Source organism: uncultured Veillonella sp., from assembly GCF_900545205.1.
Classification (GTDB): domain Bacteria; phylum Bacillota; class Negativicutes; order Veillonellales; family Veillonellaceae; genus Veillonella.
Window position 1 is genome coordinate 1 of sequence record NZ_UQYC01000011.1, and the last position, 23,595, is coordinate 23,595.

17 protein-coding genes and 1 pseudogene are annotated in these 23,595 nt (G+C 38.5%); 15 read left to right on the top strand and 3 right to left on the bottom strand.

Features of this window, described 5'->3' with window-relative positions:
* The 3 genes and pseudogenes from QZR70_RS02030 to QZR70_RS02040 form a co-directional block, all read left to right on the top strand.
* A pseudogene (locus tag QZR70_RS02030) lies at nt 1-240 on the top strand (DNA topoisomerase IV subunit B); the annotation flags it as partial.
* A 10-nt stretch (nt 241-250) separates the two neighbouring features.
* The gene (locus QZR70_RS02035; RefSeq protein ID WP_295792744.1) at nt 251-1,732 is read left to right on the top strand and encodes an amino acid permease; all 1,482 of its coding nucleotides are present in this window, start codon (nt 251-253) and stop codon (nt 1,730-1,732) included.
* 130 nt (nt 1,733-1,862) lie between these two features.
* Nucleotides 1,863-2,180, top strand: a complete 318-nt coding sequence (locus QZR70_RS02040) for a YbjQ family protein (protein ID WP_287537007.1) — start codon at nt 1,863-1,865, stop codon at nt 2,178-2,180.
* Nucleotides 2,181-2,235: 55 nt separating this feature from the next.
* On the opposite strand, the gene QZR70_RS02045 is transcribed toward QZR70_RS02040, so the two are convergent.
* The 3 genes from QZR70_RS02045 to QZR70_RS02055 form a co-directional block, all read right to left on the bottom strand.
* Nucleotides 2,236-5,298 (bottom strand): efflux RND transporter permease subunit, encoded by a 3,063-nt coding sequence (locus QZR70_RS02045; RefSeq protein ID WP_295792746.1) that lies wholly within the window; start codon nt 5,296-5,298, stop codon nt 2,236-2,238.
* Nucleotides 5,295-6,359 carry an efflux RND transporter periplasmic adaptor subunit gene (locus tag QZR70_RS02050; RefSeq protein ID WP_295792748.1) on the bottom strand — a complete coding sequence of 355 codons (1,065 nt, stop codon included), beginning with the start codon at nt 6,357-6,359 and terminating at the stop codon, nt 5,295-5,297. Before QZR70_RS02050 ends, QZR70_RS02045 begins: the two co-directional genes overlap by 4 nt.
* Before the next feature lie 309 nt (nt 6,360-6,668).
* On the bottom strand, nt 6,669-8,033 hold the full coding sequence (locus QZR70_RS02055) for a hemolysin family protein (protein WP_105090001.1): 1,365 nt from the start codon (nt 8,031-8,033) through the stop codon (nt 6,669-6,671).
* Between the two features lie 373 nt (nt 8,034-8,406).
* Here QZR70_RS02055 and QZR70_RS02060 point away from each other — a divergent pair, with 373 nt between their 5' ends.
* The 12 genes from QZR70_RS02060 (at nt 8,407) to QZR70_RS02115 (ending at nt 23,570) form a co-directional block, all read left to right on the top strand.
* On the top strand, nt 8,407-9,006 hold the full coding sequence (locus tag QZR70_RS02060; RefSeq protein ID WP_295792750.1) for a class I SAM-dependent methyltransferase: 600 nt from the start codon (nt 8,407-8,409) through the stop codon (nt 9,004-9,006).
* A 300-nt stretch (nt 9,007-9,306) separates the two neighbouring features.
* Nucleotides 9,307-10,428 (top strand): transcriptional regulator, encoded by a 1,122-nt coding sequence (locus QZR70_RS02065; protein ID WP_295792753.1) that lies wholly within the window; start codon nt 9,307-9,309, stop codon nt 10,426-10,428.
* Between the two features lie 205 nt (nt 10,429-10,633).
* A complete protein-coding gene (locus QZR70_RS02070) occupies nt 10,634-12,613 on the top strand; it encodes an LTA synthase family protein (RefSeq protein WP_295792755.1) in 1,980 nt (659 codons plus the stop codon).
* Between the two features lie 56 nt (nt 12,614-12,669).
* A complete protein-coding gene (locus QZR70_RS02075) occupies nt 12,670-13,425 on the top strand; it encodes a glycosyltransferase family 2 protein (RefSeq protein ID WP_295792757.1) in 756 nt (251 codons plus the stop codon).
* Between the two features lie 66 nt (nt 13,426-13,491).
* Nucleotides 13,492-15,513, top strand: coding sequence for an LTA synthase family protein (locus tag QZR70_RS02080; RefSeq protein WP_295792759.1), 2,022 nt, complete (start codon nt 13,492-13,494; stop codon nt 15,511-15,513).
* Between the two features lie 106 nt (nt 15,514-15,619).
* The gene (locus QZR70_RS02085; RefSeq protein ID WP_295792761.1) at nt 15,620-16,705 is read left to right on the top strand and encodes a glycosyltransferase family 4 protein; all 1,086 of its coding nucleotides are present in this window, start codon (nt 15,620-15,622) and stop codon (nt 16,703-16,705) included.
* 39 nt (nt 16,706-16,744) lie between these two features.
* On the top strand, nt 16,745-17,689 hold the full coding sequence (locus QZR70_RS02090) for a DUF535 family protein (protein ID WP_295792763.1): 945 nt from the start codon (nt 16,745-16,747) through the stop codon (nt 17,687-17,689).
* A 68-nt stretch (nt 17,690-17,757) separates the two neighbouring features.
* The gene (locus tag QZR70_RS02095) at nt 17,758-18,957 is read left to right on the top strand and encodes an O-antigen ligase (protein ID WP_295792766.1); all 1,200 of its coding nucleotides are present in this window, start codon (nt 17,758-17,760) and stop codon (nt 18,955-18,957) included.
* A 264-nt stretch (nt 18,958-19,221) separates the two neighbouring features.
* The gene (wbaP, locus tag QZR70_RS02100) at nt 19,222-20,658 is read left to right on the top strand and encodes an undecaprenyl-phosphate galactose phosphotransferase WbaP (protein ID WP_295792768.1); all 1,437 of its coding nucleotides are present in this window, start codon (nt 19,222-19,224) and stop codon (nt 20,656-20,658) included.
* Nucleotides 20,659-20,692: 34 nt separating this feature from the next.
* Nucleotides 20,693-21,640 (top strand): acyltransferase family protein, encoded by a 948-nt coding sequence (locus tag QZR70_RS02105; protein ID WP_295792770.1) that lies wholly within the window; start codon nt 20,693-20,695, stop codon nt 21,638-21,640.
* Nucleotides 21,641-21,650: 10 nt separating this feature from the next.
* Nucleotides 21,651-22,754 (top strand): UDP-galactopyranose mutase, encoded by a 1,104-nt coding sequence (glf, locus tag QZR70_RS02110; protein WP_295792771.1) that lies wholly within the window; start codon nt 21,651-21,653, stop codon nt 22,752-22,754.
* A gap of 57 nt (nt 22,755-22,811) precedes the next feature.
* The gene (locus QZR70_RS02115) at nt 22,812-23,570 is read left to right on the top strand and encodes a DUF4422 domain-containing protein (protein ID WP_295792773.1); all 759 of its coding nucleotides are present in this window, start codon (nt 22,812-22,814) and stop codon (nt 23,568-23,570) included.
* Nucleotides 23,571-23,595 lie beyond the last annotated feature (25 nt).

Below are 23,595 nucleotides of genomic sequence, written 5' to 3' on the forward strand. Positions count from 1 at the left end.
CTTGATGAAGTAGGCCGCGATGGTATTACAATCCAACGTTACAAAGGTTTAGGTGAAATGAATCCTGAACAATTATGGGAAACTACAATGAACCCTGAAAACCGTACGATTTTACAAGTTAGCTTAGAGGATTCTATCGAAGCTGACAAAATCTTTACGGTTCTCATGGGCGATAAGGTAGAACCTCGTCGTAAATTTATTGAAGATAACGCAAAATATGTGCGTAATTTAGATTTATAAGAGGTGACCCATGGCTGAAAATCAAAATAATAATGTAGAGTTTACCTCTAATAAAGATCAACATTTAAAACGTTCCCTAAAGGCGCGTCATATGAATATGATCGCTTTAGGTGGCGCCATCGGTACAGGCTTATTCGTAGCTGGTGGTGAAGTGGTAAGTACAGCAGGCCCAGGTGGTGCGCTTGTAGCTTACGGTCTTATCGGTATCATGGTGTACTTCCTCATGACATCTCTTGGTGAAATGGCGACGTACTTGCCGATTCCAGGTTCCTTCGGGACCTATGCAAAACGCTATGTAGACCCTGCCTTTGGTTTTGCTTTAGGTTGGAACTACTGGTTTAACTGGGCTATTACATTGGCTGCTGAAGTTTTAGCAGGGGCACTTATCATGAAATACTGGTTCCCTGATGTGCCTGCCATTGTATGGTCTGCTCTGTTCTTGCTCGTTTTATTCGGCTTGAACTATTTATCCACACGTTCCTTTGGTGAAAGTGAATATGTATTCTCTAGCATCAAGGTTATTACTGTATTCGTATTCCTGTTCTGTGGCTTTATGCTTATCTTTGGCATTGGCGGTACATCTCCAGGATTTGCGAACTGGACAATAGGGGAAGCGCCATTCGTAGGTGGTTGGGAATCTATCCTCGCTATCTTCATGGTGGCTGGTTTCTCCTTCCAAGGTACTGAGCTTATCGGCGTTGCTGCTGGTGAAGCAGAAGACCCTGAAAAGAACGTGCCAAAAGCGATTAATACAATCTTCTGGCGTATTCTATTGTTCTATATCGGTGCTTTCATCGTTATCGGTTTCTTAATTCCATACACTGATCCAAACCTATTGAATTCTAGTGTAGAGAATGTATCTATTTCTCCATTTACACTCGTATTCGACCGCTTTGGTTTTGCCTTTGCTGCTAGCTTTATCAATGCTATCATCTTAACGGCAGTACTCAGTGCTGGTAACTCTGGTCTCTATTCTTCTACGCGTATGCTGTACGCACTTGCTAAAGAAGGACAAGCACCAAAAATCTTCGGTAAGCTTAATAAACGTGGTGTTCCAGTGCCAGCGTTAATCTTAACTACAGCAATCGGTTTATTTGCATTCCTTACAAGCTTTATCGGCGAAGGTACTGCATATACTTGGATTGTTAATATTTCCGGTCTTTGCGGTTTCATCGCATGGGTTGGTATCGCTGTTTCTCACTATCGCTTCCGTCGTGCCTTCATTGCACAAGGTAGAGATCTTAAAGAATTACCTTACAAAGCGTGGTTGTTCCCAATTGGCCCAATCTTGGCGTTCATTCTTTGCGTCATCATCATTGCTGGTCAAAACTACTCCGCTTTCACAGGCGATACAATCGACTGGTATGGCGTATCCGTTGCGTACATTGGCTTGCCAATCTTCTTCGCAGTATACTTAGGTTACAAATACATCAAGAAAACAAAACTTGTTCCATTGAAAGAAGTTAACCTAGACCGCGATTTCGATAAATAATAACATAATTAGACCTGTTCATTATAAAATAGTGAACAGGTCTTTTTTATATAATATGTGATTGTATTTCTGTGAAAGCCTTGCTATAATTAATCAAAATATATTGTAGTCAATTAGAGAGGATACAATTATGATTATTACTACAACTATGCATATTGAAAACAAACCTGTTCAAGAGTATAAAGGTATCGTATTTGGTGAGGTTGTTGAAGGCCGTAACTTTGTGAAAGATTTCATGTCTGGTATTCGTGATATCGTTGGTGGCCGTAGCGGTAGCTATGAAGATTCTTTGATGAGTGCCCGCCAAGCAGCCCTCGATGAAATGTCTCAACGGGCTTCTAAAATGGGTGCTAATGCTATTATTGGCGTATCCTTCCAATACAGCACAGTAGGTGCACAAAATGGCATGCTTATGATTACATGCAATGGTACAGCTGTTGTAGTTTAATAGGTAATAAAAATCCCCCTAATAATAGTGTTAAAACTATATTAGGGGGATTTTTTTATTTTATCTTATACCAACTTGCATACATAACTGGTAATACGATAAGTGTGAGCACTGTTGCCACTAGTAAGCCTCCACTAAAGGCGATAGCAAGTGGACTCCAGAATACAGATCCCATAAGAGGAATCATGCCTAAAATCGCTGCGATAGCGGTGAGCATGATCGGACGGAAACGAAGTGTAGCGGAGTTGATAATCGCTTCAAGTGGTTTTTGTCCTTCTGCTTTGTGGATTTCAATTTGGTCTAACAAGATAATGGAGTTACGGATGATCATACCCGAAAGGGCGATGATACCTAGAATAGCCATAAAACCTAATGGCGTTCTCGTAATATTGAGAGCTAATACGACGCCGATTAATCCGAGAGGTGCTGTGAGCAAAGCCATGAACATAAGGGCAATGCGCTTTAATTGGAACATGAGGATTGTCATGATCACAAAGAGCATAATTGGCATTGGTGTTACTAGATTTTGTACAGCTGTGACACTCTTTTCAGCGGCTCCATCAAGTTCAATGGTATAGCCTGTAGGCAAGGAATCGCGAATGTCTTGTAAGGATTTATAAACCTCTTTTGTTTTCGCATTGCCTAAAACACCAGCTTTTACATTGGCGTGAATGCTAATAGTTGGCATCATATTTCGGTGCCAGATAATACCATCCTCTTGGGTCATAGTGATAGTTGCAATTTGACTAAGCGGTACGTAGGAACCATTGCCTGTTTGAATTGGTAAGGAGGATAGAGCACTTAAGTTATGTTGCTCATTATCTCCTAAACGGAATGTAACAGGAATTGTTTGATTACCTTCATAGTATTCCCCAGATTTAGTGCCAGATAATAAACTTTGCAAGTGTAAGGATACAGCATAGCTATCGATGCCGAGTAGGCGGGCCTTGTTAGGATCGATATGAATGTTAGCTACTGGTTCCGTATCTGGCCAGTCAAAGGCTATATTCTGTAAATCCTTGTCACCTTGCATTTTGCTTTTTACTTGGTTCGCAATGTCTTTTACCACCTTTTGATCAGGACCTGCTACGCGGAGCATTACTGGATATTTAGATGGTGGGCCAATTTGTACAAATTGAGCATTTACGAGGGCTGAAGGGAATTTTTCATTTAAATAAGAAGTTAATTCATCATATAGTTTATCTCGATCCTCTAAGGATTTTGTAACGATAACGTACTGCAAGAAGTTATTTCGTTGCAATTCAGGTTCCAAGGTGAGAACGAAACGCGGAGAACCTTGTCCTATATAGGATGTAAAGGTTGAAATGTGTTCGTTACCTTGTAAATGTTCATCGATGATTTTTGCTTGATTTGCAGTGTATTCAATGGATGAACTTTGAGGAAATTGCATGGATACGATGATTTCATTACGCGTTGATGATGGGAAAAATTCCTGCTTGATCAATGGTAGTGAAAGTAGAGACAACACAAAGGCACCTAAGGTGATGAGTAATACTACCCTATGATGTCCTAAAGCCCAATGTAACAGTCTTTCAAATTTATCATAGAATGTAACACTGAGATTGTGCATGATATGGTCTCGTTTAGTCCATTCGGATTCAGGTTTTGGAGCCTTGTTTTCTATGATTTTATAGCCGAGAATAGGGCTGACGAGAACAGAGGCAAACCATGATAGGATGAGAGCCATAAATACAACGATGGATAGAGATTTTGTAAATTCTGCTACCATACCTTCTGCGAGTGCTAATGGCAAGAAGCCAGCACAGGTAATGAGCGTACCAGATAGCATAGGGAATGCTGTTGATTGGTAAGCGAAGGTAGCAGATCTAAAGTGACCCCAACCTTCTTCGAGCTTAACGCTCATCATTTCTACAACGATAATGGCATCGTCTACGAGAAGGCCTAGCGATAAGATAAGAGCACCAAGGCTAACCTTATGTAAATAAATGCCGCTTTCATACATCAAGATGAATGTGGTAGACACAACGACTGGAATGGTGAGGGCCACAACCACACCTGTACGTAAACCAAGAGATGCAAAGCTTACGAGCAATACGATGGCGATGGCTTCAAATAGAGATTGAGAGAAATCGCCAATGGATTCCTTAACAATATGTGGCTGATTAGATACTTGATCGAGTTCAAGGCCTGCAGGTATGGTTTTCTTCAATTCTGCTAGCTTTTTATCGATAGCTTCACCAAATTCCACATTATTGCCACCTGCATCCATGGAGATAGCAATACCTATAGCTGGCTTGCCTTCATAGTAGAATTGAGGATCACTAGGATCTTGGTAGGTCATGGTTACATCAGCCATGTCGCCAAGGCGCAGGGTTTGATTGTTGATGCGAATTGGCATATCTTGTACGGCTTGAGGGCTATCGAATAGACCGTTTACTCGAAGATATACATTATTTGTATCCGTTGTAATCATACCAGCTGGTACCATCATACTTTGCTGTTTGATAGCTGTTAATAGCTGTTGAGTACTGATTTTATAGGATGCCAGTTTATCTTTATTAATTGTTACATTAAGGGTTTGTTGTTGAACCCCAATGAGGCTGATTTTCTTAACATTTGGAACAGATAACAGCTGACGTTTTAAGTCTTCTGCTTGTTGTCGCTTTTCTTCATAGGAGAATTCATCGCCGCTAATGGCGTAGATAATGCCGTATACATCATCGAATCTATCGTTGATGGTAGGGCCCTGAACGCCTTGCGGCAGTGATTTCCATTCGTCGTTGATCATGTTCCGCGCTTCTTCCCAAGCGGGACGGATTTTATCAGATGGTAGATTTTCTTTCAGATTAATATAAATAACTGATTTGCTGCCATCTGTGAAAGATTTTGTATAATCCACGCCAGGTAGGTCGCGTAGTTTTTCTTCTAATTTGTCCGTTACCTGATCCGACATTTCTTGTGGGGAAGCCCCTGGCCAAGCAACGCCGACCACCATGGTGCGCATCGTAAAGTCTGGGTCTTCCATACGTCCCATATGGTTGTATGAGAAGATGCCAAAGGTGAGGAGCACAGCCATGAAGTAATAGATAATGGACTTATGTTTGAGGGCCCATTCGGCTAAGTTAAATTGTTTCATTGACTAACCGCCGTCCCTTCTTGTAATTGTTGAGTGCCTGCGGTGATGACAATGTCGCCCTTAGCTAAACCAGATGTGACGATGACAGAGTTCTTACCGAACTCACCGGTCTTAATAGGAACGAGATGAGCCTTCTTATCTCGGATAATATACACTGCATTATTGCCGTTAGAGTCTTTCACAAGAGCCGTCAATGGAATAGAAATATTGGTGCTATCTGTGGTAGATAGATTTGCATTGACCGTCATGCCTAGTTGTACCTCTTTAGGCGGATTTTGTAATGCAATTTTTACAGTATACGTTCTGGCCACAGGGTCAGGAACCGGTGAAATTTCTCGCACCACACCTTGCACGGTTACATCTGGTAGAGCCCAGAATGTAATAGTAGCAGGACTGCCCACATGAATTTTGGCCATTTCTTGTTCGGGAAGGGCAATGACTGCTTCTGGGTCGTGACCAGCCGCTAAGGTGCCAACGCTTTGACCGGCTGCTACGACTTGTCCTGCTTCAATATTGAAAGCAGTAATAATACCTGTATCAGGAGCTGTCAAATTAGTATAGCTATTTTGATTGCTACTCAAGTTGAGGCTAGCCTGTGCTTGTTGTAATTGAGCAGATGTGGCATTCAATTGGTTTTCTGCTTGGTCTAATTGCAACTTACTAATCGCTTGTTGAGCATAGAGCTCGCGATATCGTTTCGCATTGGTTTCTGCTAATTCATAGGCCGATTGAGCAGCTTTCACAGCACCCTCAGCATTTTGTACTTGAGCTGATGTATCTGAACCATTGATTTGGGCAATTACTTGGCCTGCTTGTACAGTATCACCGACATTGACAAATTTGTTGATGACGCGACCCCCAATTTGAAAGGCTAAGTTTGTTTCCGTTTTATTATGGATAGTGCCTGCATAGCCAGCACTAGTAGTACCAGATTCTTCACCGATGGTGATAGTGCGCACCTTGAGGCTAGTATCATCAGATTGCTTTTCAGATCCGCAACCACTGATTATAGCAGTCCCTATTAAAAGGGCTCCTATGGTTGCTATGACTCGTTGATTCATAGAATCTCTCCTTTATACCACACATAAGCCCTATGACACACAACTACATGGATGCAGCATTCATAGGACTCCATATTATGAGAGTAGATCTAAATTAGCCATTAAAATTATAGTAATTAATAGCTCTATTAGGTCTAATTATATATTTTATACAATTTAATAATACTATATTTAGCTGTAAACGGCTAGGGGTATATATAAAAAGTGAGTCCTCCATAGGAGAACTCACTCTTTATAAACTTACGAATCTCATATATTTATGAGCTAGTAACTTTTAACTAGTAACTAGTTACTATTAACTATTAACTATTAATCTTTTTCTTCTGTTTCTTGTACTACGATAGGTTCTTCATAGGTTACAAGAATCTTATCGATACGGGTATTATCCATATCTACAACTTCAAAGGTATAGCCATTCCATTTGGCTTTGTCTAATTCTTTAGGAATGCGACCAAAGAGCACGTTTAAGAGACCGCCCATTGTTTTGTATAAGTCTTTTTCTTCGCCTGGTAGCTCTTGATCGATATGGAAGAATTCTTTAAATTCGTCTACGTCGAGAAGGCCATCTACAAGCCAGGAACCATCTTCGCGTTCAACGATTTTGTTTTCTTCTTCCTTGATTTCTTCTTCGCCAGAAGGCATGAGACCTACGATTTCTTCCATGATGTCATGTAAGGTTACAAGACCACTGAAACCACCGTATTCGTCGAGAACGATGGTTTCATGAACGCCTTCTGTACGGAGTACGTTCAATAATTTCATGAGTGTAATGGATTCTGGAATGAGTAATGGTTCTTTCAAACAAGATTCAATAATATCATGAATGGATCGTTCGCTAGGACGTTGCATGATTTGAACTAATACATCAGATACGGTAACGAGACCTTTTAATTCGTCCAAGGAATCGGTACCTACAGGAATGCGGTAATGGTTGGCGTTTTTGAGGACTTCCATGATTTCGTCCTCTGTACCGTTAAGGTCAATCCATTTGAGCTGCGTACGAGGTGTCATGATGTCACCAGCGTTCATATCTGCCAAGTGGAAGATATTTTCTACGAGGATAGGTTCCTCTTCTTCGTAAGCACCCATGGCAACGCCTTCGGTGAGCATTTTGTTGATTTCAGACTCTGTAACAGGCGCCTCTTCTTTCACAGTAACGCCTAGTAATTTTAAAAGGAATTCTGTGGAAACACCGAGGAAGCTAACGATAGGTTTTAATGCTACAGATAACCAGTAAATCGGTTTAGATACTACAACAGCAATGCTTTCAGGACTATTTAAAGCCAAACGTTTCGGCACAAGCTCGCCAATAACGAGGGATAAATAGGTGATGATAGCAACGATGAGGAAGGAGCTAATAGATGCAGCATAGGGCTCGATGCTTGGAATGCTTGCCACTAAGATATCCTCTAACGGACCAGAGAAGGTAGCACCAGAATACAAACCAGTTAAGATACCAACAAGGGTAATACCAATTTGAATAGTAGAGAACATCTCGTTTGGATTTTCTGCTAATTCAAAGGCTTTTTTAGCACGCTCGTTGCCCGCTTCGGCCATTTCCTCTAATTTTCGTTTCTTCGCATTGACGATGGCCAATTCCGTCATAGAGAATAAGCCATTCGCGATGATTAATACGATGATAATTATAAAATCTAAGGTCAGATCACTGTCCATGTAAATAGATACTCCTTTTATATTCTGCACATGAGAAAATAGAAATGTTACTCTTTAGTATACCATATTAGCATCAATAAATGTTTGTATACAAGAAAAGCACCCTAATGGGTGCTTTTCTTGTGTCAATACATTTGCAAATGGCTAGATAGATATTTCCGTCAGTAACTAGCACAGAAAAAGCAGGGCTGCCACCCTATTTTCCATTTGAATGCATTAAAATGTTATAACTATTGATTTCCTTGATTAATATAATATATGATTGCCTTTAATTTGTAAATATGGCTCTAATAAGGGTATAGTATGTATATAAATTAAGATTAGTATTAATTATTAGGTCATATAAATTGGACCTCATGATAGGATTAGATTTATGACAAGTGAACAGGAATGGGAACAGGTTTTACAAATAAAGACAGCAGGCCGCGATGATAGTCGGTCTGATACGGAGCATCATCCTTACGAGCCGACGGATTATTGTGTGCTAGAGCGCTTGGCAAATAGCGGTCATATTCGCAAGAAAAATACCCTCATCGACTATGGCAGTGGCAAGGGTCGTGTCAGCATTTTTATGGCGTACCAAACAGGTTGTCATTCTATCGGCATTGAATACGATGAACGACTCTATGAAAGGGCTCTTATCAATGGTGAAAGCCCAGCTGCTCGCAATCGTGTAAGCTTTGTGCATGGTGATGCGGCGCTTTATGAATTGCCAGACCAAGCAGATCGTTGCTTTTTCTTTAATCCCTTTGCACTCCATACGATTAAGCGGGTCTTAGGAAATATCTTTGATTCCTTATACCATCGGCCGCGAGAGATTAAGCTGTTTTTCTACTATGTCAACGAAGAGGTAGAAAACTTCTTGAATAACCATGTGCGATTGGAACAAGAAAAACTCATTGATTGTAGTGATCTCTTTGAAGAACGTGATATAAAAGAACGAATTTTAGTGTATTCTGTTAACTTGTTTTAGTATATTCTGTCAGCTTATTTTAATGTATTCATTCTATTTATTTTAGTATGTAAGAAACCTCAATGTTGAAGGCTTGTTTTAGTGGTTCTAAATTTGTACGACTAGGACATCATTCAATTTGAGGTTTTATTCTATTTTTAAGGAACTTTCACCTAGATTATTAAGGAAAAAGCAGATAAATTCTGATATAATAATATATTAGAGATTATAAAATCAAATTATTTTTTATGGTTCTATACATTGATTCGTATGCACTAAGTTAGTGGATAGGGCTGAGTGTATTGAAGACTGGAGGTACCCGTGGAAATCATCGATACAGCATTGATTGAACGTATTCGCAAGGCCTTAATTAAACGTTATGATCGAGATCAACAGATCCAACAAATGATAGAAGAAATCGGTGCCGAAGAGGGACTCAATGAGTCTGAATTGGCTATCGTTTACCAAGCTTATTTAGAGGTTAAGGAACGCGTTTACTACACATCCTCTCTCGTAGATTTGTGGAATCAAATTGAAGAGGTTCAAAAACGAATGTCCATGTTGCATACCTATGATTCTCTTGAAGAGGATTTATTTGGTAATGTGTTAGGCGACAATCAAGAGGATATTATCATTGCTGATAAATCGTATCTTGGTAAGGGTGCTAGCCATAATAACGATGTGTACGCTATGGAACAGGTTCAATTGTCCGATATTCCTGCACAGCACGATTCTACAGTGGGCATGAACCATATTAAATTGAATGAATTACATTCTATGGGTGGTCTTTTTACAGGTTCTGGTGAAAGCCCAAAACAAGAGATGTCTGACCTTGATGAAGCACTTGTAGAACATATGGATGTCAATCCACTAGATGGCGTTGAAAGTTTAGAAGTCTATCACTTGGATGAAGACAATAAACATAAATCCTTAAATGATAAATTCGATGATGATATGGATGAGGACGAAGAGGATTTGTCTTCCATAGATCCGTATACAGCAGTAAATGCTTTGTTATTTGGCAAAGCTGGTTTAGATTCAGATAAAGCCAATAAAAAGATGGAAAAGCTTCTTAAAAAGCAATTGAAACGCGTAGATGATGAATGGGCGCGTATCAATGGGACTGATGAAAAGTCTAAAAAATCTAAGGACCATAAAAAATCCAAAGACGAAAAGAAATCTAAAGAAGGCAAAAAATCTAAGGATGACAACAAGTCTAAAGAGGATAAAAAGGACAAAAAACATAAAAAGTCCAAGGAAGATAAACATTCTAAGTCTGAAGATAAATTAAAGAAAAAGAAAGACAAGGCTGAAAAGAAGCTTAAAGTCTTAAATGACAAGTTAAAAACAGTCTTTTTAGCTGATACTTTCAGTAAAAAAGATAAGAAAAAAGACAAGAAAAAGGATAAAAAATCCAAAAAGGATGGATCCGAAAAAAAGTAGAAACGATAGTTTCCGTATGGAATAGTAAGGCCTCTAAGAAGGCTAAGGAGAGTACTAGTGCTGAGAAATCAGCCAGTACTGGGACTATCGACCGCGGATGCGGTAAATGCAAGCGATGTAAGGGACCTAAATGTAAGAAATATCCAACATAATTACAGTTAGGTAATAGAGTAGTTACGTTATATGAACGAACAGTTAGGGGTTAATGATGAACCGATGGCAACGATTATTTGAAGGCATAAAGACAGAGATTAAGGTATTTATCTTCTTTTCTGCCTTGTTGACTGCATTTAGAATCGTGTTTCTTGCAGTATTCCAATCACAGCTAGCATCTGTGACGATGGAAAATATCCTTACGTCCTTATGGCTAGGCTTTAGATTGAGTCTCAAGACCGTTGGTTCTTTGTGTTTATTGGGTTTCTTAGGAGGCACATTGGTGAATACCTTTGTACCAAAATGGCCATCCTTGCGCATTAAACAGGTTATCTATTCTATTGCAACGGTACTGTTAACATTCTTATTCTTGGGGCGCATTCCGTTCTATAAGATTTTTAACTCCTCCTATAATGCGATGCTCATTAATGGTAAAAACGATGATATCGGCGCCATTATCAATACAGCCATCAATGAATATAATGCGTTGATGTACATCGTAGGCGCTGTTGTGTTGAGTGCTGCCCTTTGTTGGTTCCTCGTTCGTTTCTTGGCGTGGGGTACAAAGAAATATAGCGATTACGCTAATACTCAACTAGTTTGTACTACGTGGTATCCTAAGACGAAGAAAACGCAATGGATTACAGGCATTGGATTGACTGTAGTTATTGGCGTACTAGGACTATTCTTTAGATTTGGTGGTGCTTTTAACTATACAAATTCCATCAACTGGGAAAGTGCGGCGCGCCTCAGTTCTAATCTGTTAAACGAGACCATTCTTGATGATGTGCAGGCTCTCTATCGCGTTAAAAGCATCGCAAAGCGTGCAGATGAACTTGAGGTCATCAATTTAACACCTCAAGAATTGAGTGAAAAAATTAGTGCCATCGGCGGTAAGTTTAACGGTAAGGATTTTGATGGTTCTTTCACAAGAACGATTACAACCCAACGTTTAGCAGAGCAACCGCAATCTATTAACATCGTTCTCGGTGAATCCTATGGTTTATGGCCATTCCTTGCTGAATATAACGAACCTGGTGCGTACCTCGTTGAACAAGGTCGTAAATATGCTGCCAGTCCTCAAGCGATGAGTACACAGCTAGCACTTGCCCAAGGTACAGGTACGATGCCTGCTATCAACGGTTTATTGACTGGTATGCCTGATACAGGTTTATATCCTAACTATGAAGGTGAAAGTTTCAAACAACCATATGGCTTAGGCATTGGTTCTGTTATGAAAAAACTAGGTTATAAAACAGTATTCTGGTACGGCGGCTTTAGTACATGGCAAAATGTGAAGAATTTTGCCTTGTCTCAAGGGTTTGATGAATTCCATGATGCGTCCGAAATGCCAAGTGATGAAAGCAATGCGTGGGGCGTAGCGGATAAGGATATGTTTAAAGCCATTTCCTCGTACATGGATCAACATAGAGGGGAAAAAATCCTCAACGTAATTATGACTACATCTAATCATCCTCCATATAGCGTTAACGTCGCTAAAGAAGGGTATGATGTGAACAAGGTAAAAGGTCATTTGCCTGATACAATCGCTGAAACCGATAAACAATTGAACGAAATGGGTCATATTTGGTATGCAGACCATGTAATGGGCCAGTTTATCGCCAGTGAAGAAAAAGCAGATCCATCGGCGCTCTTCGTTATCACTGGGGACCATAGCGAACGCTTTACCTTTGCTCGCGAAGTAAGTCCTAATGTGGCATCTACCATTCCAATTATCTTCTATGGTCGAGGCATTCATAAAGACTGGCTTGCTCCTAATGCGTTCGGCATGAGCATTCAAATCATTCCAACCTTGGCAGAACTTGTAGGTCGCCCTGGTCAAACCTATGAAGCAATGGTACCAAGCCTGTTTACACAAGAGAAATTTGTCTTTAACCATAGACTCTATCTAGATAACAATGGAAAACTTATGGAACAAGGCACAAACATGCCTCAAGCCTATGGTAAGGTAATTAAAGACATGCGCGAACTTGCGGCATGGCGTATTAAACATGGGGATGTCATCCAATAAAAACTACACATTTTTATGTATTAAATGTAATTGATTTATAAGCTAAAGGATTATCTATGAGTACTGTGACGGCTATTATCTTAGCGCGCAATGAAGAACAACATATTGTAGATTGTATTAAAAGTATTCAATTTGCTGATGAAATATTAGTTATCGATGATGGAAGTACAGATCAAACGGTACCTCTTGCTACTAACTTGGGGGCTAAAGTTATACCACATCCTCTGAATGGAGATTGGTCACAACAACGGAGATTTGGTATATCTCAAGCGCATTCTGAATGGATTCTATTTATAGATTCGGATGAGCGTGTATCTCCTCAATTAGCAAAATCAATTCAAGAATCTATTAAAGGAGAGCCAAAGGCTTATTGGCTACGAAGATATAATTTATTCCATCACAATCCAGCTACTCATGGTGTGGTGAGACCTGATAAGGTTTTGAGATTAATGCCTCGAGAGGGAGCCACTGTAGAAGGTGCTGTTCATGAAGCCTTTATCAGTCCGTATCCACAAGATACATTAGAAGGCAAATTGTATCATTATACTTATGATAACTGGCATCAGTTCTTTGAAAAGTTCAATAAATATACTACAGCAGCGGCCAACAAGTACAAGGAACAAGGGAAATCTTGTAGTTTTTTAGGGGATATTATATTGCGTCCAACATGGGCATTTTTTAAGATATATATTTTGCAAGGTGGCATATTAGATGGAAAAATAGGTTTTCTATTATCTATCTACCATATGATGTATACCATGACGAAATATGTAAAATTATATTATTTAAACAAATCTAATGGGCAATTATAATCAGTAATTTAGTATAGTAGATTGCTATGGGGAATTATTGTTCTTGACGTAGATATGGAAGTATGAATGAGTGAACAATTTTTTCTATCCCTACAACAAAATATAAAACTAATGCTTTGGGCTCCTATATTGAGCACCATCTTTCGAATCATATTTATGATCGTTTATAATCCTTACCCCACATGGAAGGGACGTTGGAAATCTGTAGTAGGTTCATTGCGTTACGGCTTCTGGTGGGGCATGGATTTTGATGCTTATGTATTCTTACTACCCTTAGTATTGGTGACGCTCCCTGCATTATTATTTGATGGTTATCATCAAATAGAAGATGCTATACGATTGGTAGGATTAACCATTTATTCCTGTGTATTATATGCAGCCTTTGCAGGAAAAATGATTTTCTACAAGCATTTCCATGATACCTACAATTACATGGTTCATTATTTTAATAATGCAGAGAAGCATAATTTAATTGATGTATTCTTTAATCAAGATCGAGGTATTCTCGTCATCTTAGGATTGATTCCTATTACGTTTATATCCTGGTACATGGGAGATTTCTTCTTATCCTTGCCATCTATACCTTATCTATCTATTGAAGGAATTTGGCCTACTGTAGCTTGGAATATAGGTCTTGTGGCTGCCTCCGTTTTGGGGTTTTATTGGTTCCGCTATGGTGGAACCTTATCTCATGATGATAAACCAGAATGGGATACGATTCCTACAGTGGTAAAAGAGGATATATTCTTTGCTCGTGCTACAGTGCCAGATCTATGTGCCTTAGAAACGGTGCTAAAACATCCACTTCGTGATGAATATACCGCATCCAGTGAGGACATTGATGACGCGATTCACCGTATTGTTCCTAAGGAATATAAAGATTCTTGGCAGGATTTGAATACACCGCTTCATGCATTTAAGCGCGTTGCATCAGGTCCTCGTATTGATAAACCACAACATATATTCTTTATTGTTGGTGAAAGTATCCCACAATGGTCTCTTGATAAACCTTATAAGGAACTTAATATATGTCCTGGTTTATGGGATTTTAAAGATAATCCACATACGGCGCAAGTGCCTAATTTCTTGCCTGCCGGTAATGTATCTCGTCCATCCATTGTGAGCCTGTTATCTGGTGTTTATGATGCGGGTATGGAAATCAATGAACGAGAAGCCTTCTGGCATGAATCATTGCCGACCTCTTTGGCATCTCAAATGAAGCGTTTAGGTTATGATACGATTTATTGGTATGGTGGCAATGCATCGTATGGTAACTTTAATCACTTTGGTAAGGCTCAAGGCTTTGACCGTGTGGAAAGTGCTTCTGTGTTCTGTGGCCCTGATGCACCTAAAACATGGGTAGGCGTCTATGATCATGTATTTTTAGAACATATAGAACAAGAAATAAAATCCTTAGAACATCCTACATTCCATTTTATTTACACTACATCCAATCATGGACCTTATAAAATGGAGGATTCCTTATTAGATTATGATCCTGAACAGGTGATGCCAAACCTTGGAGATGATTTAAAATCCAATAAGAAACGCAATAAGGAATTGGCTACCTATCGCTATAGTGATAAGGCGATTTTTAACTTTGTTAATGCTATGAAAGAGGCTTTTCCTGATAGTTTATTCGTTGTCACCGGTGACCACTCGAATCTATTCGGGTCTTTGAATAATACATCCTTAATTCAACGGGATTATACATTGCGCGACACATTCTGTACCGTAGGATTATTGCAACACCCTGCTTTCACTAAGGACAGTATTACAGCGCCTATTGGCACGCATATGAGCCTCATGCCTACAATCATTGAAGCCATTGCACCAAAGGGTTTTGAATATTACTCTATTGTACCGTCCTTGTTTGATGAGCAGCCAGAAACTTTAGTCACACCGTACCAATGGATTACGCCTCATATGATGGGCGATGTTCGTATGGATTATGGTGAAAGCAACATACCGTCTTATAAACCGGTTGAGCCAATTCGCCCTATTGATAATCATGGGGACGATGCGCGCGATTGGACAATGTTGACCATGTGGCTTATTAATCATGAGGACAGCATGAATAAGTCATAGTATAATTAAATGATAATAGTCTATTGATGTATATGTAATCAGTATTTCGTATACATCAATAGATGTTACTAAATGTGTATTGATATGTGTATGATAGGAGGAACCTATGTCTATAATCAATGTTGTAGGCGCCAAAATTTGGGGTGGCGGTGAACAATATGTATATGATATTTGTAAGCAATTACAACAACGACATAGGACTGCGTACATCTTAGTGGACCAATCGAATGAAGATATGCAATCTCGGTATGCTCAAGTGGGCCATGTGATGACTGCCAATCTCTATACCTTGAAGGGTTTTCTATCTGTTAATGCGGTAGCTAAACAGATGAAAGAACAGGGGATTAATACAATTGTATGCCACTCTGGTAAATATATCTTATTCTGTATTGCTCTTAAGCAGTTAACAGGTGCTAAATTGGTGTTTATAAAGCATAATCTTGTACCTGGTAAAACAGATATATATCATAGATGGATCAATGCACAAGTAGATGCCTTTGTTTGTGTGTCTAAACTTGTTTATGACGATCTTATGACGCCTGCTATTAAGGATACTAGCAAATACCATGTTGTATATAATGGTATTGATCCGAACCGATTCCAGTCCTTTTCAGATGCTGTTCCCATGAAATATAAGGTTAGAACCTTTGGCTATAGTGCGCGTATAACAGAACGGAAAGGTTTGTATCTGATTTTAAGTGCTCTGGAACAGATTCATCAAAACAATCCCGATGTTCGATTGATTATATCGGGGGCTGGTACAGAGGATCAAATTAAGAAATTAAAAGATTATATACATGCACATCAAATGCATTCTTACGTTGAATTTATAGGCTTTACACGAGATATTGAAGGTTTATATAGATCCATAGATTGCTTACTATTGCCAACGATAACGCGTGAAGCCTTTGGTCTCGTTATTTGTGAGGCTATGTATTGCGGTGTACCAGTCATTACAAGTGGCTCTGGGGCTCAGCGAGAAATCATAGACGATGGTGAATCTGGATTTATTGTAGATCCTTTGAACGAACACAGCTTACAACAAGCTATGGAACATGTGATGAGTGATGCTGTAGACTTGCCAAATATCATCACAAAGGCACGACAAGTTGTGGAACAGCGATTCATTATTAATCGTGTGGCAGATGAATTAGTTACGATTATAGATAATTTACACTCCACTGATAAGTAATGATAAGGTTTGGTAGTTTTTAGTGGATAGGAGTTTGAGATGGGATATTTAGAAACACAATGGCAGCGAGGTCGTAAGATTTACGGCAAACGTAGTTGGAGGGAAACACGACGCACTTTCCTTCATACAATGCGCTCTATCCGCAATAAACGAGAAATAGAGGCACTAGAGAACTATTTTGCAAGCTATACGCCAGATCCAACATTGTTAGACCGTCAAGTTGGTCTATTTGAGTTAATGACGCGATATTTCTTGTTTAAAAGCTCAACACCACAGGAACGATTAGAGGCTATTGTTAATCATTTTGATTATTTAAAAGATGTGTTTACAGATGAAGCCATTCGCGAAATGTATTCTGTAGATCCAGATAATATTTATGACGATGTAAGTCGTATGAATCGTGGCTTTATTGTATGGGAATCAGAAGATCTTGATATGGTGGCCCGTTTATATTATGGACCGGGTCAACGAAAAGAAGGTTTTTTAACCTTGTTACTAACCTTGGGTAAACAAGGCGTATACCATGCTAATTTCCGCTTTGGTAAAGGTTTTAATGGAGAACCTGCTATGTGGATTGGCACGATTCAAGGATATAAAGATGGCCTTGATAATGCTAAAACAGTTACTAAAAAGATGTTTGGGTATCGACCAAAAAACTTCATTATGTTCCTATTACGCCATATTGCGGTCCTTTGTAAGGTCGAATCCATTTATGCCGTATCTGATGAAGGCTTTTATGCAAATACACACTTAGTTCGCGGTCATCGCGCTAAGGTAGCTGAGCTAGATCCATTGTGGGAGGAATCTGGTGGTGTTGTATGTAGTGATGACCGTTTCTTCAACATTCCATTAGAGGAATATCGTAAACCTATTGAAGAAATTAAATCACAAAAACGTAGCCAATACAGAAAACGCTATGAATTACTCGATCAATATGAGCAAGAGATTCAAGAACATCTGAAACCATTGTTACGTGTAAAATAGATATCTATAAAATAGATGTTAATATGATGAAAATTAGATTGTAGCTATGTAGGTGAAAAGGGGTTAGTATGCAATCTTGGATAATTAAGAATTCTGAAATGGTGCTGACCGTACTCATTTCACTGATGATATGTACGACGCGGTCATCTATGGCATTAGGGAATTTAATATATAGCCTTATTATATTGATGACCTTAGTAACTTGTTGGTATAGACGACATGAAATCTCTGTACCACAGTCCATACGCCAATATGGATGGGCCTATGTAGGCATGTTACTATGCGTATTGCCGTCCGCATTAATTAGTAATGATATAGCGGTGACCACAAAATATTTCTTTAATATTTGGGTTTGGAAGGTATTAGTCATCGTCCCAATTCTGCTATGTATTAAGAGTTCTCGTAAATTATACGCCATATTATCAGTATTTTTTGTGTATATGGGCATCGATGCTATATCGGCCTTTGCACAATATGTACTGGGCTATAATTTAGGACCAGGAGGTCGTGCAGGTGGTGTTATACACGGCTCTATGATGGGACTTGCCATGTTGTTAACATTGGCTTTTCCATTAGCATTAATTGCTGCCTATGATAAGAGATTTCCATCGTATGTAAGAAAATCTGCTATATTTTCTTTGTTTGGCATGCTATTAGGCATGTGGGGGAACCAAAGTCGTGGTTCCTGGTTATTTAATGGCATTAATGGTGCGCTCATTACATTGCGTTATTGCTTTGTAAATATTCGCTATGTATTAGTACTACTTGTAGCTGTTGTAGGTATAGGATATGCATTTAGTAGCAATCAAGCCTATGTAGCTCGTTTTGAAAGTACTTTTAATATAAGCACAGATGGTTCAAATTTGGGCCGTATCTATGTATGGGAAGCAGATAAGCAAATGATTATGGATCATCCTGTAACAGGTGTTGGTCCTGGATTATGGCAAAAAACATATCGAGAGCACTATAAATTAAAACAAGAAACTCAAGATTTAGGCCATTCTCATAATAATTTATTGCAAATAGCCTCTGAATCTGGTCTATTAGGCCTCGTTGGTTTCTTAGGGTTCTCAATTTTTATGTTCTGTAAATCGTTGAAACACTATGTGAAGACAAGAAACCCTTATGATTTATCAATCCTTGTAGGTTTAATTAGTTACTTATTCCTATTTGGATCAGTTGATTATACGTGGGGAAATTCATCTGGTATTCGCATGTTTTGGATTGTTATGGGCATCATGATTCAATTGAAAGCAATTGAGAGTTAATTGAGAGTTAATTGAGAATCACAGGATTATTTAGGAAATATTTACGCATTATTTAATTGATTTTTATGTCTAATTTAAATAGACCCAAAATCTCCAAAAAACTGCATAAAAGATAGCTAAAATCTATGTTTTTTCATAGTTTTAAACTTTTGAATATGATACAATATATGTAAATATTGGTACATTGTATTCGTATGGTTTAGAGGTTGTTTTCTTAAAAATTGTATTGAGAAAACAACCTTTTTTATAGTTTGGGGTATTAGTATGAATAGTTCTGGATATAATAATCACAACAAATTGCTTATTAGCAAAATCATAGTGCTTATAGCAGATTATATTTCTATTGTGTTAGGCACATTAGCGGCCTATCATTTGCGTTTAAACTTGCCATTATTACAGGTAAGTTCAAATTTTAAGGTAGATGAGATCTATGTATACGGTGTTATACCTTTCGTATTTTTAGCCATATTATTGCTCAATAATGCCTATTCTGTAGTATCTCCTTATTGGGATACGATGAAGAACTTATTCCGTAGCATCACTATTGGCGTCGTTGTATCCATTGTGCTCATGTACACAGGTCATGTAATCAACGATGTATCTCGACTCTTTGTTGTTTTTGCCTATCTATTTATGCTGCTCTTTATCTTTAGTAGTCGTTTTATTGTAGGTAAGATTCTTTCAAAGGCAGGATACTTAAATATACCAGTCCTTCTCGTTGGGGCAGGTAAAACAGCAGAGCTCGTAAAGAAATCTATAGATCGTATGCCAATTGCTACCTATAAGATTATTGGTTATGTAGATGATAATCCTAAATCCTCTACCATTGCTCAAGAATATCCATGTCTTGGAGCTTTTTCTGATGTAGAAAGAGTTATTAAGGATACAGGTGTACAAACCGTCCTTATATGTGCACCAGGGTTAGAGCCTAAAAAGTTAGTATCCTTGATCAATCACTTGCAACTATTAGTAAATCGCGTTGCCTTTGTACCTGAGTTGTTTGGTTTGCCTACAAGTAACATTACGGCGCGTGGCATGATGGAAGAGCAAGCCGTTGTATTGCGTGTACAAAATAACTTGGCTCGCAAGTCTAACCGTATTATGAAACGCATCTTTGATATTGTAGCTACTGTATGTGGTGGCATCTTGATCTTGCCAATCCTCGCTATCGTAGCTGTATTGATTTATCTAGATTCTCCAGGTCCTATCGTATTTGGTCACAAGCGCGTTGGCCAAGGTGGTAAAGAGTTCCCATGCTATAAATTCCGCTCCATGGTGCCTAATGCGCAAGAGGCGTTGGAGGTATATTTGAAAGAAAATCCTGCAGCTCGTGAAGAATGGGAACGAGATTTCAAATTAAAAGATGATCCTCGTGTTACAAGAATTGGTAAATTCCTACGTAAAACGAGTCTTGATGAATTGCCACAATTGTGGAATGTTCTCGTTGGGGATATGAGTCTTGTAGGTCCACGCCCTATCGTGCGCGATGAAATCGTAAAATACGGCGACTATATCAACGACTTTTACCTTGTACCACCAGGGATTACCGGTGTATGGCAAGTGAGCGGTCGTAGCGATACTACCTATGAAGAACGGGTATTAATGGACTCTTGGTATGTTCATAACTGGTCTGTGTGGATCGATATTGTATATTTATTGAAAACTGTGTTGGCTGTCGTTAAATCGAAAGGGGCTTATTAGTCGGGGGATTATGAGGGATAGTAGTTTTGATATTATGAAGGGGATTGCAATTTTGCTTGTTGTTTTGGGCCATTCTGTTCCAGACCAAGCAAGTGCTAGCGGTATTGCTAGTTATCCTTTATATTTGATGCGGACTATAATTTATAGCTTCCATATGCCTGTATTCTTCTTTGTAGCTGGCTATTTTATGCATATACCTTTGAAAGAGGGCTTCCAAAAATTCGTAAAAGATAAAAGTATACGGTTAATGGTTCCTTATTTCACTATTGGTTTATTGTATTTTCCCTTCAAATTAGCTTTATCAAAATTTGCAAGTCAGCAGATATATCCGCAAGATATATGGAAAATATTTATAGGCATTAATCCGGATGGGGAACTATGGTTTTTATATTGCTTGTTCTTTATTTCAATCATTATTGCCTTATTGGTTAAACGTGTAAATTTAGGTTTATTAATCTTATCTTTCATCATTGGCATGTTATCTGATGTATTAAATATCTTTTCTGTACCTATGGTATCAAAGATATTGTACTTCCAATTCTTCTATATCTTAGGCTTATATATAAAGAAATATATGCTATTAGATTATATGAAATCCGCAGGAGTAGCCCTTACATCTCTTGTGATTTTTAGTGTAGGTAATTATGCATTACTACATGATATTAATGTGTTTAAAATACTTACTCTTATAACAGCAGTTTCGGGGATTACTATTACATACTATATAGCTAACCAAATCTCATCTAGAATCGGATTATATAAAACACTTTTGATCTTTTTAGGTACTGTCTCCATGGATGTTTATATCTTTAGTGATATTGTTAAAATTCCATTCAGAATTGTACTTTGGTCTAAATTAGGATTGTACTATGAAGCTTTTATTGTGTGCTTCTTAGCATCTACAATTCTATCTATCTTGATAGGTTATATTTTAAGAAAAAATCATTATTCACGATTGCTATGTCTTGGAATGAAAAAATAAGGATATACATATGAAAAAACAATTTGATTATTTAGTAGTTGGGGCGGGCCCATTTGGTGCTGTATTTGCCCATGAGGCGCATAAGCGTGGTAAATCTGTACTTGTTATCGATCGTCGCAGTCATATAGCAGGTAATCTATATTGTGAAAGCAAAGATGATATTAACATTCACGTGTATGGTGCCCATATTTTCCATACATCTTTGAAGCATGTGTGGGATTATGTTAATCAATTTGCTGAGTTCAATCACTATGTAAATAGCCCTGTAGCAAATTATAAAGGTGAAATGTACAATTTGCCGTTTAATATGAATACATTCTCTAAAATGTGGAATATTCGTACTCCAAAAGAGGCACAGGATATCATTACAAAACAACGGGCTGCTATTACAAGTGAACCAAAGAACTTAGAAGAGCAAGCCATTAGTCTTGTAGGTACAGATATTTATGAAAAGCTCATCAAAGGATATACGGAAAAACAATGGGGCCGTAAATGTACAGAATTGCCAGCTTTCATTATTAAACGATTACCAGTTCGTTATACATATGATAATAACTACTTTAATGACCGTTTCCAAGGAATTCCTATGGGCGGTTATACGAAGATGATTGAACGCATGTTAGAGGGCATCGAAGTTCGTTTAGGCGTTGACTTCCTTAAACATCGTGATGAATACGAAGCCTTGGCAGATACGATCATCTATACAGGTCCTATTGATGAATACTTTGGTTATTCTGAAGGTGTTTTAGAATATCGTGGTCTTCACTTTGAAACAGAACGTCTTGAAGAGGAAAATCATCAAGGCGTTGCCGTTGTGAACTATACAGAAGGCGATATTCCTTATACTCGTATCATCGAGCATAAACACTTTGAATTTGGTACACAACCTGTTACATATGTAACTAAAGAATATCCAAAAGACTGGAAAATCGGCGAAGAAGCCTATTATCCAGTGAACGATGTAAAGAATTTAGACCTTTACGCAAAATATGTTAAAAAGGCTGAAACGATTTCCAATGTTATCTTTGGTGGTCGTTTAGGGGAATATAAATATTACGATATGGATAAGGTGATTGCTAGTGCCTTGGCGTTAGTAGAAAAAGAGTTAGCCTAATTTTTCATATGGTAAGTAGATAGACTTGAGAGACAATACTCATGTAGGAGAGTACTAGTGAATATTAAGATTTTAGTAGCCACACATAAGCAATATTGGATGCCAGAGGACTCCGTATACATGCCAATCCATGTAGGTAGAGAGGGCAAGGATGATATTGGTTATACTGGCGATCATACAGGGGATAATATTTCCTCAAAAAATGCAAATTACTGCGAATTGACAGGCTTATATTGGGCTTGGAAAAACCTTGATGCGGACTATATTGGTCTCGTACATTATAGACGTTATTTTACGCGCAAAGAGGTGCGTTCCGTAGAGGATAAAAAGAACCAAATTCTTACAGGAGCGGAATGGGAGAAACTACTTTCAGAATATCCTGTAGTCGTAGCGGATAAGCGTAAATATTATATTGAATCTAACCGTTCTCACTATAATAATGCTCACCATAGCGATGGCCTTGATGCGGCAGAGCAAATCATCGCTGAGAAATATCCTGAATATAGTGCTGCTTTCACAAAGGTTTGCAATCGCACCTGGGCGCACATGTTCAACATGTTTGTCATGCGTCGTGACCTATTTGATCAATACTGCGAGTGGATGTTCTCTATCTTGGAGGAAATCGAACATCGCGTCGATATTTCCAATTACGATACATACGAAGCGCGTATTTATGGTTTTGTAAGCGAAATCTTGCTCGATGTATGGATTGAAGCTAATAACATCGACTATAAAGAACAAAATGTATCCTTTATGGAGCCTCAAAATTGGTTGAAAAAGGGTGGCTTATTCTTAAAAAGAAAATTCTTTAAATAATAGACCTATTTGTATTATGGAGAAA